Here is a 14,315-nt window from a genome sequence, read left to right as displayed (position 1 = left end):
TAAATCTGCCCTTGATAGTGTATTATTTTGTAATATATCAAATATGTAATTGAACTCACGCTGTTCCCAAGCGTCAGTAAATTTGTTTGCAATTATTCATTCAATTAATAAAACCAGTTAAAAACGGCTATAAGCCGAAATAATAGGAGGTATAAAATGTTAAAGTCAATCACCAAGGACGCCTTATTCCATGAATATTATGCACAGTGGATAAGAGTTTACAAGGAGGGAGCAATACGCAAGGTCACGATGGACAAGTATCTTATGACGCAGTCCTGGCTTAAGCGTTTAGCACCCGATTTAAAGGTGCATGAACTCTCGAGAATCACATATCAGCAGTTGATAAATGATTATGCGGTTTACCACGAGAAACAGACTACGATGGATTTTCATCATCAGCTGAAATGTGCAATACTTGACGCGGTGGATGAGGGTTTAATCGAGCGTGATCCGACGCGCAAAGTAATTATTAAAGGCAGACCGCCCAAAGCAAAGAAGGTAAAGTACCTTAATCAGTTTGAATTGCATACACTGCTTAACACTCTTAATCTTGAGCCTGAAATTAATTGGGACTGGTTTATTCTTCTTGTTGCCAAGACAGGAATGCGTTTTTCGGAAGCGCTTGCACTTACTCCCAAAGATTTTGATTTTCCGCGTCAGACACTATCTGTCAGCAAGACATGGAATTATAAAGGTGACGGCGGTTTTCTGCCTACCAAAAATCAGTCATCCGTACGTAAGATACAGATGGACTGGATGACGGTAATTCAGTTCTCTAGATTGGTTAAGAAGTTGCCCGGAGACGAACCGATATTTGTCAAACGCGGCTCGAAAATATACAATTCAACAGTCAATGACATTTTGGAAAGACACTGTAAAAAAGCTAATGTACCTGTTATTTCGGTACACGGACTTCGTCATACCCACGCCTCGCTTTTACTTTTTGCGGGCGTTTCAATCGCAAGTGTAGCAAGACGACTTGGTCACGCAAGCATGACAACAACACAGAAAACGTATTTACATATCATACAAGAGCTCGAAAGCAAGGATATTGACCTTGTGATGAGATTACTTTCTGAACTGTCATAACAAACAAAAAGGCGGATGTTTAGTCCGCCTTTTGCTATGGATATGCCTATGAAGTACTACATCCTTCTCGCCACATAACAATGCCGAGACGGCTCGCTCTTGTCAATCTCGCACACAAGCTTGCCCTCGTCGCATAGCTTTTAATTAAAAATTAACCGCCTGCTGTCATTACGCATACGGTACTCTTCCTGGTAGAAATGCACCACTTTCAACCACTTGTTTGCCACTTATTTGTGCTAAAAATCACCGAAATCGGCTTAAAATCACTACAATTGCATTGCTCAAAAACGCCGCAAAATCGAAGTATTTTCTGCAAAATAAGTATGTAAATCCGAAGCTCCGACTTCAGATTTTTTGCTGTTATGAGCCGCTATTGAACTTCAAAGCGTTTGCAACAGCATCGCAAGCTTTGACCTGATACTCCTGAAACATATGACTGTAGACAGAAAGCGTTGTCGTCTTGCCAAATAGTAACACACTTTCATATGCTGGGTAAATAACGTAAATACGCCTTTAAATAGGCTTCTTTTATCTTTCAGAGGTTCGTCGAGCAGCTTGTAGTAGATGTAGATTTCACGAGGCTGCCCCTCCACATAGGCATCAAGGGTGATATACTCGATCAGCTCCAGGCACATCTCACGGGTAAGCTCATGCAAACGAAATCTGCCCTCTGTGAACTTCTTGGTGTCAACGGAATACTACTCCTCGTGGTGCTTCGCCTTTCGTACAAGAAAATAGCCAATCCAATCAATGACCCATGGATGAGCTATGATCTTACCGACAATCTCGATATGAACCTTGTTCCGAGAGAGAAGGCAGAGGGCAGCGGAGAGTATCTTATTGCCGAATATTACCACGCCAAGCGACTGCAATCGCTTCTGAAAGTTGATTTTTTCAAAGGTCTTATGGTCGGGCATCAGATACGCAGGTGTCTGAACTGCAACAGATTTTTTATTGTGAACGGCGGCTATAAGACAAAATACTGCGATATGCCTTCGCCTGAAAATCCAAACAGAACGTGCAATCAGATGGATTTTGCCAAGAAAAAGCCCAAAGAGAAAAATGCCGAGAAGCGAACACTTTTGGCTAAATCAGAGAAACTTTACCATTCCGCTATGACCTCACCGGAATTTACAAACGATGAATTTGAACAACAGTTAAGCTCTGCGAGTTTGTACAGGTTATGTGGCATGGAACCTCCAAGGAAAGGACGATCGGGTCAGGCTGACGATAGGCGCACCTGCAAGCAGGGCAAGGATATTACCCGTTATGAGTATTCCGATTGGCTGAAGAATTTACATGTGGCTAAGTCTGAGTTTTCTGTATCTTTACGCTTGAAATATTTAACTTTTAGTGATATACTTGTTATATACTAACAAATGAAGTTAAAGGGGTGATATTATGTTAGCCATTTGTCTGGCATTGATAAACGATGATGAAGATAAAAAAAGTTTTGAACAACTAGTAAAAAAGTTTGAAAAAAAGCTATATACCGAGTCGTTTAAGATTTTAAGATCACATGAATTAGCGGAAGAAGCTGTATGGGAAACATTTTATAGAATAGCCGATAATTTTCATAAAATTCACAATTTACCCGTGTACAAAATGGAAGCTTACTTGATTATAACTATTAGAAACGCTTCTTATAGACTTTATAACAAAGAAAAAAAGCATTTCTACAATGACATTCATGAAGAAATGAGAGATATTCCTTCCGCCGATGAATTTAACGATTATAATGTTGCCGATTTATCTAAGGCAATCAGCGAACTGGAAGAAAAATACAAAGTCGCAATTACATATTTTTATTATTACGGACACAATGCCGATGAAACCGCCAAACTTATGGGAGTTTCACGGAACGCTGTATATAAATATCTGAGAAAGGCTGAACAGATTTTGTTTGAAAAATTACGAGGTGATATTAGTGAATGAAAATACAGCATTGTATAGAGCTATCGAACAAGCGGTAATACTGCCGTGTGCAGGAGAAATGGAATCTATCGCAGATGTCGAATGTGATTTTTCAGAGACTTACAAAAAGAAAGTAAACAGGCTGATAAAGGACAGAAGCAGACCATATTATCCTTTGATAAAAACAACTCTGAGGAAGACTATTTTTATTATAGCGGCAGTTTTAATGATGAGTACAATTACAGTTGCCGCTGTTCCACAGTTAAGAGAATGGTTCGTAGGTTTGTTTGTCTCGCAAAATGAAAATAACGCTGATGTGCATGCTGTTCAAGGAGCTATTCCCGCAGATGATATGAACGATGAATTTATCTATTATGAGCCGACGTTTATTCCAAAAGGATTTGTAGAAGAAAGCAGAATTGAGGATATCGCACATTTAGGCATTGATTATCGTTTCAAAAATAAAATCATTTTTTATTCTCAAGGTTCATTAACGGCAACCCATAATATTGATACTGAAAATAGGAAAACAGAATATGTCACCGTATCAGGCTGTGAAGCGTTTTTATCCTATGATGACAACTCATCTATCATTGTTTGGAATGATGGAAATTATGTATATTCCATAAACGGAGATTTGTGCAAAAATGACATAATTGAAATGGCAAATTCGGTTAATCCTACAAAATAAAATATTTTTTACGAAAAGTGTGTACAAATTTACTCAAACTTGTATCTCAGTATATAAAGGGAACAAAATTTTGAGGAAAGGAGTGCACATTTTTTATGAAGAAAATGATTTCTGCGATAATGGCTATATGCATTATGATGTGTTCGCTTAGTATGAGTGTTTCGGCGAATAGCGTAATCGATTATGTAGAACCGGGTATAGAATTAATGTATCTGTACACAGACAATGTTAGTACAAGTGTATATCGTTCAGGCTCAAATATAGCTTATAAATGTGATGCTAAGGGCAAATCCACAGCAACAAAGATAAGCATTTATCTGTATCTACAGGAATATTCAAACGGTGCTTGGAGTAATGTTGATGTTGTTACAAAAGCAGTGAACGGACGCAGCGCATACGTCAGCGATACATATTCATCGGCGGTATCAGGAAGAAAATATCGTACTGAAGCTCATGTATATGTTTACAGCGGAAGTAAATACGAGTATCTGGAAGTCAACAGCGGAACATTGATTTTCTGATACATAACTGGTGTAATAAAAATAGAAAGGTTTGGTGAATCCAATGAAGATGTGAATATTTATTTTGCACAATTATTCATTGCAATAATTGTGTGATATGATGAAATTAAAATACTCTGCAACAAAACTTAAAGAAAATTACACTTATATTGAGAAAGGACGTTTAATATGAAAAAGATCGTTAAGAGAATTGCAGCTATGGGTGCTGCTGTTATGATGATGGCATCGATGTCGGCTATAGGTGTAAACGCTTATGGTACAGCTTCGTTCAGCAATGAACTTGCACATTCTGACGACTATAACCCTATTACAACTACATCAGGCTATTCAATTGACTATGCGTATGGTGTATGGGCAACATCAATTTCAAGCGTAAGCGGCTATAGCAAAGGAACACCCCGATTTAAGGTTAAGACGGGGGGCTATTCCGATTATGTTGATGTATATAACACTAACCAGTTATATTCGTTTGATTCATCCATGTGCAGAGGTAATAAAACCTATTATGGATATGTTAAGAACAAGACTTCAGGCTGCAAATGCAAGGTGTCTGGTGAATTCAGGTTTATGTAAGGATAATACATCGGAGGAGAAGTGAATCTTCTCCTCTATGTATTAATATAAACCTACGGAGGCAAATATATGATCAAAAGTATACTTACCCAAACAAAAATAATGCTTAACAAAAAGGGCTTTATGTTCGGCTTTTCAGCAATGATGATGATATGTCTCTTAGAGGTTGTTTTCAGTTCATACGGTGTTACCGCCCTACGAATGGAAGGAGACGGCTTCCCTGGGAACGACCCATCGTCGGTCATAACCTCCTTTGAAGCATTTATCCTCTGTGTACCCTCAGGACTGCTCAGCTATCTTGAGCTGCTGTTCCCATTCCTGTGTGCTTTGCCCTTTTCTTTTTCGATACTTACCGACAAGGCAGCCAACACGGATACTCTGTTGTGTGCCTACTGCGGTAAACGAAGGTACATCATATCAAAGATCACAGCTGCATTTATCGGCTCATTTCTGATATTTTTCGTTCCGCTGATGATAAACGGCTGTCTTAATTATCTCATCTTCGATAATTCCATGGGAGCAAATCTATTCAACCCGAACTGGCGTTTTAACGGCTTCGGCGTTATGCGTGCCACAGACTACCCCAATGCTCCCTTTGGAGAACTGCTGGCGGCTGCACCCTTTCTGTACAGTATGCTTCATGCTTTTATGTTTTCTCTGATGTCGGGAGTGTTCGGGGTGCTTGCTCTTGCCTGTTCGGTGTTTTGCAGAAGGAACAAAGTGCTGACCTTCGGGGTCGGATTTCTTATCATAAACATAATGCAGTTCCTTGAAAACTACAGCATGAATGATGATATAGATAAAAAATATACCGCACTCGATCCATTCAAATATGTTACTTACTATTACTGTGACGGCAGGAGTGGAGTGAACTATTTAGCGTTTTTCATTGCTATGGGTGCGGTGATAGTCGTGAGTTCGGCTCTGCTGCTTTTCTGTGGCAGAAAAGACTATATCTAGGGAGTGAGAGAATGAAGAAAATGCTTCTAATGATCGCATCTATTGTCCCATTGTCACTGATATTCAACGGTCGTAATTTTTTCAACATTCTCGCAGAGCGCAGTCTGGGAGAATACGATGAGAGTTTTGATCTTTTGTTTATCGGAAACGCTTTCGGTTTTACATCACTTCGTGATGCAAGCCTGCCCTTTATGCTGTACACATTGACTGTGGCTGTTGTCTATCTTTTTATGTTCGGACATACCATGTCTGATAACCTGAACGTCAGCGATATTTATGTTTTTATCCGAGAGAACAAGAGAACAAAATGGTTCGTCAAAAACTCGGCTCGTATATATTTGCAGAGCGCTGTTATAGTCCTTGTCAACGTGGTTGTGATATGGTTAATGACTGCCAAAATGGGCGTTGCAAATCAGCCCGGGGATATAGGAAAAATAGTTGGGATAACCATGATGATGATACTGTACATTTGGATACTTATTACCACCACAAATCTTTTCTCGGCATTGTTCGGCAGTACTATCGGATTATCTGTCGGAGCGGCAGCACATTATGCCTTTGTTATATCTGCAAGGTACGGCTTTGAGAATACCCTCATAAAAAACATAAACCCTTTGGCTGTCATTTTTAATATGTCAGAAAACAGGCGGAGCATTGTAACGTCAGTAATAGTAATGGGAGTGATCTTATTTGCGGTGTGTGTCATATTCTGCACCTATGTGAACAGATCTGATGTTAGCCTTAACAACAAAGAGATATTAGTGTGAGGGGATAGAAATGTCAACGATAACAGTTAAAAATGCAGTTAAAAAATTCAAAAACAGCACAGTGATCGACAATGTGTCTCTTACACTGGAGGGCGGAAATATCTACGGATTTGTAGGGCGAAACGGCAGCGGTAAGACCATGCTTTTCCGTGCGATATCGGGGCTTATACATCTTACAAGCGGCAGCATTGAGATAGACGGCAAGGTGCTGCACAAGGACATTGACGCTCTGCCCAGTGTGGGTATTGCTATTGAAAATGCAGGACTATTTCCGGACTTGTCGGGATATAAAAATCTGAAGCTGCTGGCAGGGATAAAAAAGAAGATAAGCAAAGACAAAATTCGTGAGACTATCTCGGAGGTAGGGCTTGATCCCGACGATAAGCGCCCGATCAGAAAATATTCCCTCGGTATGCGGCAGAGGATACTTATTGCACAGGCTATTATGGAGGAACCCGATGTGCTGCTCCTCGATGAACCTACAAATGGTCTTGATGACAGCGGTGTTGACGAAATCAGAAAGCTGATCTCTGCACAGGCAAAGCGAGGGGCAATAGTCTGTGTTGCAAGTCACAACAAGGAGGATATCGCCCTTCTGAGCGATAAGATATTCAGAGTTGACAATGGCGCTGTCCGGGAGGAATGATATGAAAGTATTTTTGACCTTACAGGCGGCTTTGATTGCAGTCACCCTTCTGCTTTGCTTACATGCAAGGGGCTTGTCAGAGGATGTAGGAATAACCCGCATGGACACTATCGAGAAGATACATAACAGCAATTGTGACTATATTGCTGTGATCCATGATACAGAGGAACTGTATGATCGCTTTTCTCAGTTTGACAGTGAGAATGCAGACTACGGCATTGGGCTTTACGGAACAGCCATATTTGTAGGAACTCCACAGGACAGCTTTTCCTTTTCAAAGGGCAGTACCTTCTGCACCCTTGATGTGGATAAGGTCATAAAGGGTAATATCAAAACAGACAGCATTGATGTTGAAATCAAAGGCGGCTTTCACTACGAAACAGAGGCTGAGTTCAAAGAGCGGTTAATGAATGCTGAGGACATGGAGATAGAGACACCTTCTGAAAAACTATTCTCGCTGGATTTTGGCGGCATGAATTTTATGGTACCAGGGAAGAAATATCTCATAATTGCGCAGACTCTTGATTTTAAAGAAAAAACTGTTTACAGGATAAACGGTTATCAGATAAGCTGGCTGTGTCTTGATGAAACGGAGAGCAAGATTATGAAAGAAGAATATGTTTATTCAGAATGTTGCAATAATGAGATATTTTCGCCGGATCATAGTATTATCGAAGCATTTTATGCTAAAAAGGACGATATACTTAAAACTTATAATATAGTGCTTCCTTAGTACAATCTGCCGAATAAATCTGCACCGCATCCAAACGACATATGAAGTTTATGCATTCACATGGGATGATGTGATTAAAAGTTTTGAATTATGACATAGTTTTATACTTGATAAATTAAAGTGTGATCGTGAAGCTATTGCTATGGAATTATTTGAAGAAGAGAAAGAAGATGGAAAACAATTGGTTTCTGATCTCACAAAAAAGCAGTATTAATTAAAAAATGACCGCCTGCTGTCATTACGCATACGGTACTCTTCCTGGTAGAAATGCGCCACTTTCAACCACTTGTTTGCCACTTATTTGTGCTAAAAATCACCGAAATCGGCTTAAAATCACTACAATTGCATTGCTCAAAAACGCCGCAAAATCGGGCTTTTTCGCATTTTACTAAAGACCACATCAGGTGTGCGGTTTAATTCAATTCCCGTACGGGTCACCAATGCATAAGGCTCAGAAATGACGTTAAATCGCCATTTCTGAGTTCTTTTTTTACCCTGATGCGGCTTCTGTCCTTTACTTGTCCTTTATACAGCTTTCGGCTGTCCTTTAGTGTCATCGGGCTTGCTGAAATCGAGTACCGAAGCGATTGCTTCACTTGCCCTCGCCTGAGCCTGATTGAAGACGTGGCAATAGATAGAAGTCGTGGTAGTTATCGTCGAGTGACCTAACGCTCCCGACACAGCAGCTGCGTCCACGCCCTTATTGATAAGAGCCGAAGCATAGAAGTGTCGCAGGGAGTGTATGTCACAGAAACGGAAATTGTTTGCTTCACAGAATTCTTTGAGCCAGAAATACGGTGTATTGTTGTTCATCGGTCTGCCGTCCCACTTCACGAACAGGCGATCATAGTCCTGCCATTTCGTACCGAGCTTCTCACGTTCCTCGTCCTGCTCTGCCTTGTATTCACGGAGCATATCCATGACGCACTGAGGGAATTTAAGGGAGCGCTGAGACTTCTTCGTCTTTGTGGTATCGGTATATATGCCCTTTGAAACGGTATAGTTGGACGTTCTGCGGACACTGATAACGCAGTTGTCCCAGTCAATGTCCTTCCATTCCAAGCCGAGCATTTCTCCTCTGCGGAATCCGCTGTATATCGCCAAAGTAAAAAATGTGCGGTATTTAAGCGGTGCAGTTTCAAGGAGCTGAAAGAGCTGTGCGACTTCTTCAAGCGTGTAGATGTCCTTCTCCTTCTTCTCGCCCTTCGGAACGGTAACACGCCTGCAAGGGTTGTCGGTGAGCATTTCCATCTTCACAGCGTAGCTGAACACATCGCTGATGAAGCTGAGGTGATGAACGGCTGTCTTTCTCGACAGCGGTCTGCCGTTTTTGAGGCTTTTGCCGTTAAGTGCCAGATCGTTGATAAACTGCTGGATATGACGGCTGGTGATCTTGTCGAGCCTGAGATGCCCGATAGCAGGATACACCCTCACGGTGAGCTGTTTCATACGCTCATAGGACGTGTTTCTGAGATTGAGCTTTGCGTATTCCTCAAACCATTGCTCAGCGAAGTCCTGAAATTTCACATTTGCTGTGACCTGACCCTTCATGCACTTGTCCTCAAAGAGGATTGCCTGTTTTTGCAGTTCCTTCTCGATCTGCTTCTTGTTCATTCCGTCCGCAGGCTTCCATGACATGGTCTGAACCACCTGATTACCCGATGTATCATATCCGCAGGAAACTCTGATCTGATAGGAGTTTCCTCTTTTTCTTATAGTAGCCATAAATGATTCCTTTCTATCACATAGATTTTATGGCATACTCCTGTTACTCTAATAATAGCGCGCATTTGCCCGTATGTCAAGAGGATTCTATATCTTTTTTCGGAGTATACCGAAATCTATGCTCTTTGTTCTATGGTGTTTGTGGTTTTTGTGTCTATTGACGCTCTAACGCCGAAATATAGGCGTTCTCAGCGTACAGAATTATCTGTCTGTTCCCTGTCCGTTGAAGTAGGCAAGCAAGTCTGCCTTGTTGATAAGCATTTTTCCGTTCACTCCATCGCCCGTTCTCAAATACTGGAGCTTACCCTGCTTTATCAGCTTGCGGACGGTGTGTTCAGACAGCCCTCTAACCGCTTCGGTACATTCCTTGACGGTCAGCATCTCCACGGCATCAGACTTGATCTCAGACACCTGTTCGGAATCATTGGCTTCGATAAGTTCGCTCAGAATGCTTACGAGCTGAGCGATAAGCTCGTTCTTTCTGTTTGTTGTCATAGTTGTAAAAACCTCCATAGCAGGTACTTCCCCTGCTTTCTATCTTGTTTGTATGTTTATTCCAGCACATTCTTTCTTGTGGTGCTGTTGTACTTGTACTGCTGATAATCGGCATTCAGTCCGCAGGCAGAAATAAACGCCTTAGCCTTTCTCAGCTCACGGGACAGCTCGTCCTCGCGGCTGATACGCTTTGTTTCCTTTTTCAGCTTCTCACGGGTGAAAAGTCCCTTTTGCTCCTCGGCTTTCTTGTAGGTAGCAAGCTCCGAAGAAACAGCAGACAGCTTTGCTTTCAGTTCATCACGCTCCCTAACAGCTTCATCACGTTCCTTACGGAGCTTTTTTGTCTGCTTCTGCGATGCAACTTCTTTCCTTGCAAGGTCGGTGATGTTCTGCCAGTCCTCCTGCGACACTGTAACCTTGCCGCTGAACACGGTCTTTCCCGTTTCAATGCTGTCGATCTCCGCAAGTTTAGCGGTTTTCTCCTTGACAGCTTTAAGTATTTCACGCTTTTCGCCAAGCTCCGCTTTGACCTGAGCATTCTGCTCTGCCAGTTCATCAGCCTGACGGCGCTGTTCCTTGTACTCCTCAACTTCCAGCGTCCCTCTCGCCTTTTCGGGAGCAAGTGGCTTGATACCATGTTCAAGGCAGATAACGTTCAGCACCTCGATTTCAGCAGCTCGCCAACGGGCAATAGCCTGCTTGCCCTCACCGTACCCCATTTCTTTCAGAGCCTGAGCGATACCGTTCTGAACGTCCTGCCCTCGCTTATAGTGACCGACAGGAATGTAGTCGATGTGCAGGTGAGGAGTTGCTTCGTCCATGTGCAGGACAGCGTTAAAAACATAGAAGTTCGGATTGCGATTCTGGAAACTTTCCATGTACTCTTTCAGGCAGTCAGCCACAAGCTGAAAGTCCTCTGTGCCATAGCCGGAATCCTCACGCTTTCCAATCTGCACAACGTCCTCATAAAAGCTCTTACGTTTGTCGGCGGCAGTGCGGACAGTGTTGCAGGGTTTTACTCCAAAGAGATGCTCGTAATAGCTGTCGTGAACCTTGCGGTCGTTACGCTTTTGTTTTGCATTGTAACGCTGGGTGGATTCAGCAAAAAGCTGCTCGTATGCTTCACCGATCGGCTGACGCACAAAGGTGATGTTCTGCGGAGTGCGGAGCGGATCAACATTGTCCGCCATGAACTCCCTGTTATTGTGAGTCAGAGAACCCTTTCCCTGACCGAATGAAATTCTTTTCTGTTTCATAGTTTTGCCTTTCTTGTTCATTGGATTTACTTCTCTCTTTCTACGAAATCCAATCAAAAAATCATAGGCATCAACTCCTTTCATGACCGCTGAGGCGGAAGGGCGCGGAGCGCCGATTACAAGGGGACGTGAGCGCCGCTTGTAACTCCGTAGTACTTGTGGCAGCATCAGACCGCCACAAGTACTACTCCGCCCTGCGGGGCTATCCCTTACGGGAGAAGAACGGCTGACGGAGCAGCCGAATTATGTGGACACAGTAAAGCAAAAATCCGCATTACATTTTTTCAAAATCAGCATTTCAAAAATGATGATTCTGCTCATGAACTTTCGCTCAAAAGTGAGCTAAAGTCTATGCGATTATCTTCAACTTTAATTCGGACAAAAATGTCTATGTTCAACATTTTGTTAAGCTAAAAATACTCAACCAACATCGACCTCCGGCAACCAACATTCAGGTCTGTCTCTTGCAAAAGTAGCTATTCCGCTATTTCAAAGTCAGCAACCACAAAAACCACAAAATCCAACGTGATTCAGATATGGGGATTCACATGAACCATCTGAGCCTTTTTGTTGTTGGCGGCGGTCACATCTTCGTAGGCTACATAGCCGTACTCAGCGAGCGTATCAAGAGCCGAGTAGAAGTCCTTTGCAGTAGGAAAAAGATTGCAGCGGCAGGCGTGGTAGAGGTCGGATTTCAAGCCCTGTTTGATATTCTTCGTCTTGATGATCTGAATGATCTTTTCAGCCTTGACGATGTTCCCATCGGGAGCATTTACGCTGAAACCGTATATTGCCTGATAGCGGTAGTAGTGAGCAATATTGAAAGCCCTCAACAGTGTATCATGATTCACACTTTCATCGGAAGGCTCAACACCACGGGAACAGCAGTCGGCACAGTGAAGAATACAAGCTATCCGAAGTATCAGCCCGTGAAACTTACCGCCCCAGTCCTGACAACAGCACATGGATTCCTTGATCTCTTTTTCGATATACTTATTGCAGTATTCGATATACTCCTCGGAAGCATGACGGGACAGATGCAGTATCGTTTCTTCTCCGCTCCAATCCTTCTTTCCTTTCAGGAGCTGATGAATGAAATCGTGATACTGCTCCCTGACCTCTTTTGATATAGGTGCGGTATCATATCGCCGTTTTCCCACATCACTCTTGGCGAAGCAGGGAACGAAACGTGCGATCAGACCGCTTGACCTGAAAGCGGTATCGTTCATCATGTTATCCCAGATATATGGCTGACCTGCGAGTGCAACTGAAAGATAAGGACGGGGAATTTCCGTTCGTCCTCGGATAACTCTGTTGCAGATGTACTTCTCACCATTCCACGCTTTCAAAAGCAGGTCAAGGTTCGGGATACCGCCGCTGTACTTGCCGTTGAAGTTGGAAAGCATTCCTGCTTCGTCAGAGATCATCAGCAGAGAATCATTCTCGCTCAGCTCTATCACAAGGGATTCGGGCGTAATATCGTCAACGGCTATTCTTATTGGTGTAGTGTTTCTGATATTGTCAGCTTGCACTCGTAGCTTGGCGATAGCGGCGGTGTCTGGCTCGTCCTCTTTCTCCATAGCCTTGACACGAGCTTCCAGAGCCTTAACGTCCTGCTGTGCCTTGTACATTTCCTCACGGTGATCCTTGTTGTACTTGCTCTCAAAGCTGTCGAACGGAGCTTTGATGAAGTGCATCACAGGGCTTTTTCTTTCAGACGGCTGTGCTATGATGATAGAATACAGCACAGGCGGTTCGGTGTGGTCTGCCTTGCCTGCAAGTCGATACAGACCAGTAAAACAGTAGCCCACGGCTGAAAGCATCGCTGTTCCTGCCATTCCCACGTCGGTGGAAGTCGTGACCGAGATCGCCTGCGCCATATTTCGCAGGACAGTCGGCAACGCATCGAGCGGAAAAGGGATAGCGTCCGCACTCTGCCGAAGCGGTCGGGGTTCTCCCCATTTGATTTCATTCATAAGTTTTGTTTTCCTCTACTTTTGTAATTTTTCTTGTATTTCTATTGACAGATTGCATTTGATGTGCTATAATATGAAACGAAATAACACGTTTCAATCTCTAAATCATATTTTATACTACCTAAGTAGCATTTGTCAAGCAAAAATAATCAGAACGAGTTAAGTTCTGCCTTTTGCACAAATTGGAGGGACACAAAATGACCATCTTTTGGAGAAAATACAATGAATTATGTGATGAACGAGGAATCAAGCCGAGAACATTAGCCACCGAGCTGGGCATATCGGCTGCGACCGTCACCAAATGGGTGAATGACGGTATGCCTAATCTCGACATGATAACGAGAATAGCGGAATACTTCGATGTTCCGATAGATTACCTGATAAACGAGGACGATACACCGATCATTCCGCAGGCAAACAAGAAAAGAAGCGTGTTCAAGTCGGTCAGCTCTCTGTCTCAGCGTTGGGTTAGCCTGCGCCGTGGAAGCGAGATCAGCCTGGAAATGCAGTTAAAGATCATTCCTTATGTGAATTGCTCGGTGCAGTTCCTGAATAATGACCGCTATATCGAGTACGTTCCCGAAGCCGAGTATGATACTGAGCATTTGAAGGACACCGAAACAATATTCGATATACTGGGGATTCTCGACCACTGTGCCGACACGGACAGCTACCGTATCGTACAAACGCAGCTCTCACGCATCGTTCTTTATCACCTGAAAGAAAAAGGTTTTGACCGTGAAGCACTCCGCATCGAGCATCTCGATCAGGAGAAAATGGAGTATCTTTACACGGGCAAGGACAGCGGTAAAACGCATAATTATGGTCTGAATTTCTCGGATATGGACTTTCTCAGGGAGTTTACGGGGCTGAGTTATCAGGTTATGTTTACGGGAGTTGAATAATACTACGGAGCTGAGGAGCGTTGTTTCTCAGCTCTTTTCTTTTTGAGTGGAACTTTGATTCCGG

The 14,315-nt window shown here is 42.9% G+C and carries 15 protein-coding genes; 11 read left to right on the top strand and 4 right to left on the bottom strand.

The window, feature by feature from the left end; translation table 11 throughout:
- Nucleotides 1-156: 156 nt before the first annotated feature.
- The 10 genes from Q0E19_RS07430 to Q0E19_RS07385 all read left to right on the top strand — a co-directional run bounded on the left by Q0E19_RS07430 (nt 157) and on the right by Q0E19_RS07385 (nt 7,894).
- Nucleotides 157-1,089: a site-specific integrase gene (locus tag Q0E19_RS07430; RefSeq protein WP_294408538.1), complete on the top strand. Its 933-nt coding sequence runs from the start codon at nt 157-159 to the stop codon at nt 1,087-1,089.
- 650 nt (nt 1,090-1,739) lie between these two features.
- Nucleotides 1,740-2,465, top strand: a complete 726-nt coding sequence (locus Q0E19_RS07425; RefSeq protein WP_158455044.1) for a DUF6076 domain-containing protein — start codon at nt 1,740-1,742, stop codon at nt 2,463-2,465.
- Nucleotides 2,466-2,490: 25 nt separating this feature from the next.
- Nucleotides 2,491-3,024, top strand: coding sequence for a sigma-70 family RNA polymerase sigma factor (locus tag Q0E19_RS07420; protein WP_022127444.1), 534 nt, complete (start codon nt 2,491-2,493; stop codon nt 3,022-3,024).
- Nucleotides 3,017-3,694: a DUF4367 domain-containing protein gene (locus Q0E19_RS07415; protein ID WP_294408537.1), complete on the top strand. Its 678-nt coding sequence runs from the start codon at nt 3,017-3,019 to the stop codon at nt 3,692-3,694. The genes Q0E19_RS07420 and Q0E19_RS07415 overlap by 8 nt, the downstream gene beginning before the upstream one ends.
- Before the next feature lie 95 nt (nt 3,695-3,789).
- Complete coding sequence (locus Q0E19_RS07410) at nt 3,790-4,215, top strand: hypothetical protein (protein WP_022127446.1); 426 nt, start codon at nt 3,790-3,792, stop codon at nt 4,213-4,215.
- Nucleotides 4,216-4,383: 168 nt separating this feature from the next.
- Nucleotides 4,384-4,788 (top strand): hypothetical protein, encoded by a 405-nt coding sequence (locus Q0E19_RS07405; RefSeq protein ID WP_022127447.1) that lies wholly within the window; start codon nt 4,384-4,386, stop codon nt 4,786-4,788.
- A 69-nt stretch (nt 4,789-4,857) separates the two neighbouring features.
- On the top strand, nt 4,858-5,748 hold the full coding sequence (locus tag Q0E19_RS07400) for a hypothetical protein (protein WP_022127448.1): 891 nt from the start codon (nt 4,858-4,860) through the stop codon (nt 5,746-5,748).
- Between the two features lie 11 nt (nt 5,749-5,759).
- Nucleotides 5,760-6,515 (top strand): DUF2705 family protein, encoded by a 756-nt coding sequence (locus Q0E19_RS07395; protein WP_294408536.1) that lies wholly within the window; start codon nt 5,760-5,762, stop codon nt 6,513-6,515.
- A 10-nt stretch (nt 6,516-6,525) separates the two neighbouring features.
- Nucleotides 6,526-7,161: an ABC transporter ATP-binding protein gene (locus Q0E19_RS07390; protein WP_022127450.1), complete on the top strand. Its 636-nt coding sequence runs from the start codon at nt 6,526-6,528 to the stop codon at nt 7,159-7,161.
- A 1-nt stretch (nt 7,162) separates the two neighbouring features.
- On the top strand, nt 7,163-7,894 hold the full coding sequence (locus Q0E19_RS07385; protein ID WP_117924203.1) for a hypothetical protein: 732 nt from the start codon (nt 7,163-7,165) through the stop codon (nt 7,892-7,894).
- 525 nt (nt 7,895-8,419) lie between these two features.
- On the opposite strand, the gene Q0E19_RS07380 is transcribed toward Q0E19_RS07385, so the two are convergent.
- The 4 genes from Q0E19_RS07380 to Q0E19_RS07365 form a co-directional block, all read right to left on the bottom strand.
- On the bottom strand, nt 8,420-9,619 hold the full coding sequence (locus Q0E19_RS07380; protein ID WP_294408533.1) for a tyrosine-type recombinase/integrase: 1,200 nt from the start codon (nt 9,617-9,619) through the stop codon (nt 8,420-8,422).
- A gap of 201 nt (nt 9,620-9,820) precedes the next feature.
- Nucleotides 9,821-10,114 carry a helix-turn-helix domain-containing protein gene (locus tag Q0E19_RS07375; RefSeq protein WP_294408532.1) on the bottom strand — a complete coding sequence of 98 codons (294 nt, stop codon included), beginning with the start codon at nt 10,112-10,114 and terminating at the stop codon, nt 9,821-9,823.
- A 56-nt stretch (nt 10,115-10,170) separates the two neighbouring features.
- Complete coding sequence (locus Q0E19_RS07370) at nt 10,171-11,370, bottom strand: plasmid recombination protein (protein WP_294408530.1); 1,200 nt, start codon at nt 11,368-11,370, stop codon at nt 10,171-10,173.
- Between the two features lie 530 nt (nt 11,371-11,900).
- Entirely contained in the window at nt 11,901-13,346 is a 1,446-nt protein-coding gene (locus Q0E19_RS07365; protein ID WP_294408529.1) for a YfjI family protein, read from the bottom strand.
- A gap of 197 nt (nt 13,347-13,543) precedes the next feature.
- On the opposite strand from Q0E19_RS07365, the gene Q0E19_RS07360 reads away from it, so the two are divergent.
- Nucleotides 13,544-14,251 (top strand): helix-turn-helix transcriptional regulator, encoded by a 708-nt coding sequence (locus tag Q0E19_RS07360; protein WP_294408528.1) that lies wholly within the window; start codon nt 13,544-13,546, stop codon nt 14,249-14,251.
- Nucleotides 14,252-14,315: the final 64 nt, after the last annotated feature.

The organism is uncultured Ruminococcus sp., from assembly GCF_934476685.1.
GTDB lineage: Bacteria > Bacillota > Clostridia > Oscillospirales > Ruminococcaceae > Hominimerdicola.
Note: the sequence above shows the minus strand (reverse complement) of the source record. Positions and strands in the feature narration are given on the sequence as shown.

What these genes read in the sequence shown, in the direction of transcription:
- Q0E19_RS07430 (WP_294408538.1), top strand. Translation starts at nt 157, where the DNA reads ATGTTAAAGTCAATCACCAAGGACGCCTTATTCCATGAATATTATGCA.
- Q0E19_RS07425 (WP_158455044.1), top strand. Translation starts at nt 1,740, where the DNA reads ATGCAAACGAAATCTGCCCTCTGTGAACTTCTTGGTGTCAACGGAATA.
- Q0E19_RS07420 (WP_022127444.1), top strand. Translation starts at nt 2,491, where the DNA reads ATGTTAGCCATTTGTCTGGCATTGATAAACGATGATGAAGATAAAAAA.
- Q0E19_RS07410 (WP_022127446.1), top strand. Translation starts at nt 3,790, where the DNA reads ATGAAGAAAATGATTTCTGCGATAATGGCTATATGCATTATGATGTGT.
- Q0E19_RS07405 (WP_022127447.1), top strand. Translation starts at nt 4,384, where the DNA reads ATGAAAAAGATCGTTAAGAGAATTGCAGCTATGGGTGCTGCTGTTATG.
- Q0E19_RS07400 (WP_022127448.1), top strand. Translation starts at nt 4,858, where the DNA reads ATGATCAAAAGTATACTTACCCAAACAAAAATAATGCTTAACAAAAAG.
- Q0E19_RS07395 (WP_294408536.1), top strand. Translation starts at nt 5,760, where the DNA reads ATGAAGAAAATGCTTCTAATGATCGCATCTATTGTCCCATTGTCACTG.
- Q0E19_RS07390 (WP_022127450.1), top strand. Translation starts at nt 6,526, where the DNA reads ATGTCAACGATAACAGTTAAAAATGCAGTTAAAAAATTCAAAAACAGC.
- Q0E19_RS07385 (WP_117924203.1), top strand. Translation starts at nt 7,163, where the DNA reads ATGAAAGTATTTTTGACCTTACAGGCGGCTTTGATTGCAGTCACCCTT.
- Q0E19_RS07380 (WP_294408533.1), bottom strand. Translation starts at nt 9,619, where the DNA reads ATGGCTACTATAAGAAAAAGAGGAAACTCCTATCAGATCAGAGTTTCC.
- Q0E19_RS07375 (WP_294408532.1), bottom strand. Translation starts at nt 10,114, where the DNA reads ATGACAACAAACAGAAAGAACGAGCTTATCGCTCAGCTCGTAAGCATT.
- Q0E19_RS07370 (WP_294408530.1), bottom strand. Translation starts at nt 11,370, where the DNA reads ATGAAACAGAAAAGAATTTCATTCGGTCAGGGAAAGGGTTCTCTGACT.
- Q0E19_RS07365 (WP_294408529.1), bottom strand. Translation starts at nt 13,346, where the DNA reads ATGAATGAAATCAAATGGGGAGAACCCCGACCGCTTCGGCAGAGTGCG.
- Q0E19_RS07360 (WP_294408528.1), top strand. Translation starts at nt 13,544, where the DNA reads ATGACCATCTTTTGGAGAAAATACAATGAATTATGTGATGAACGAGGA.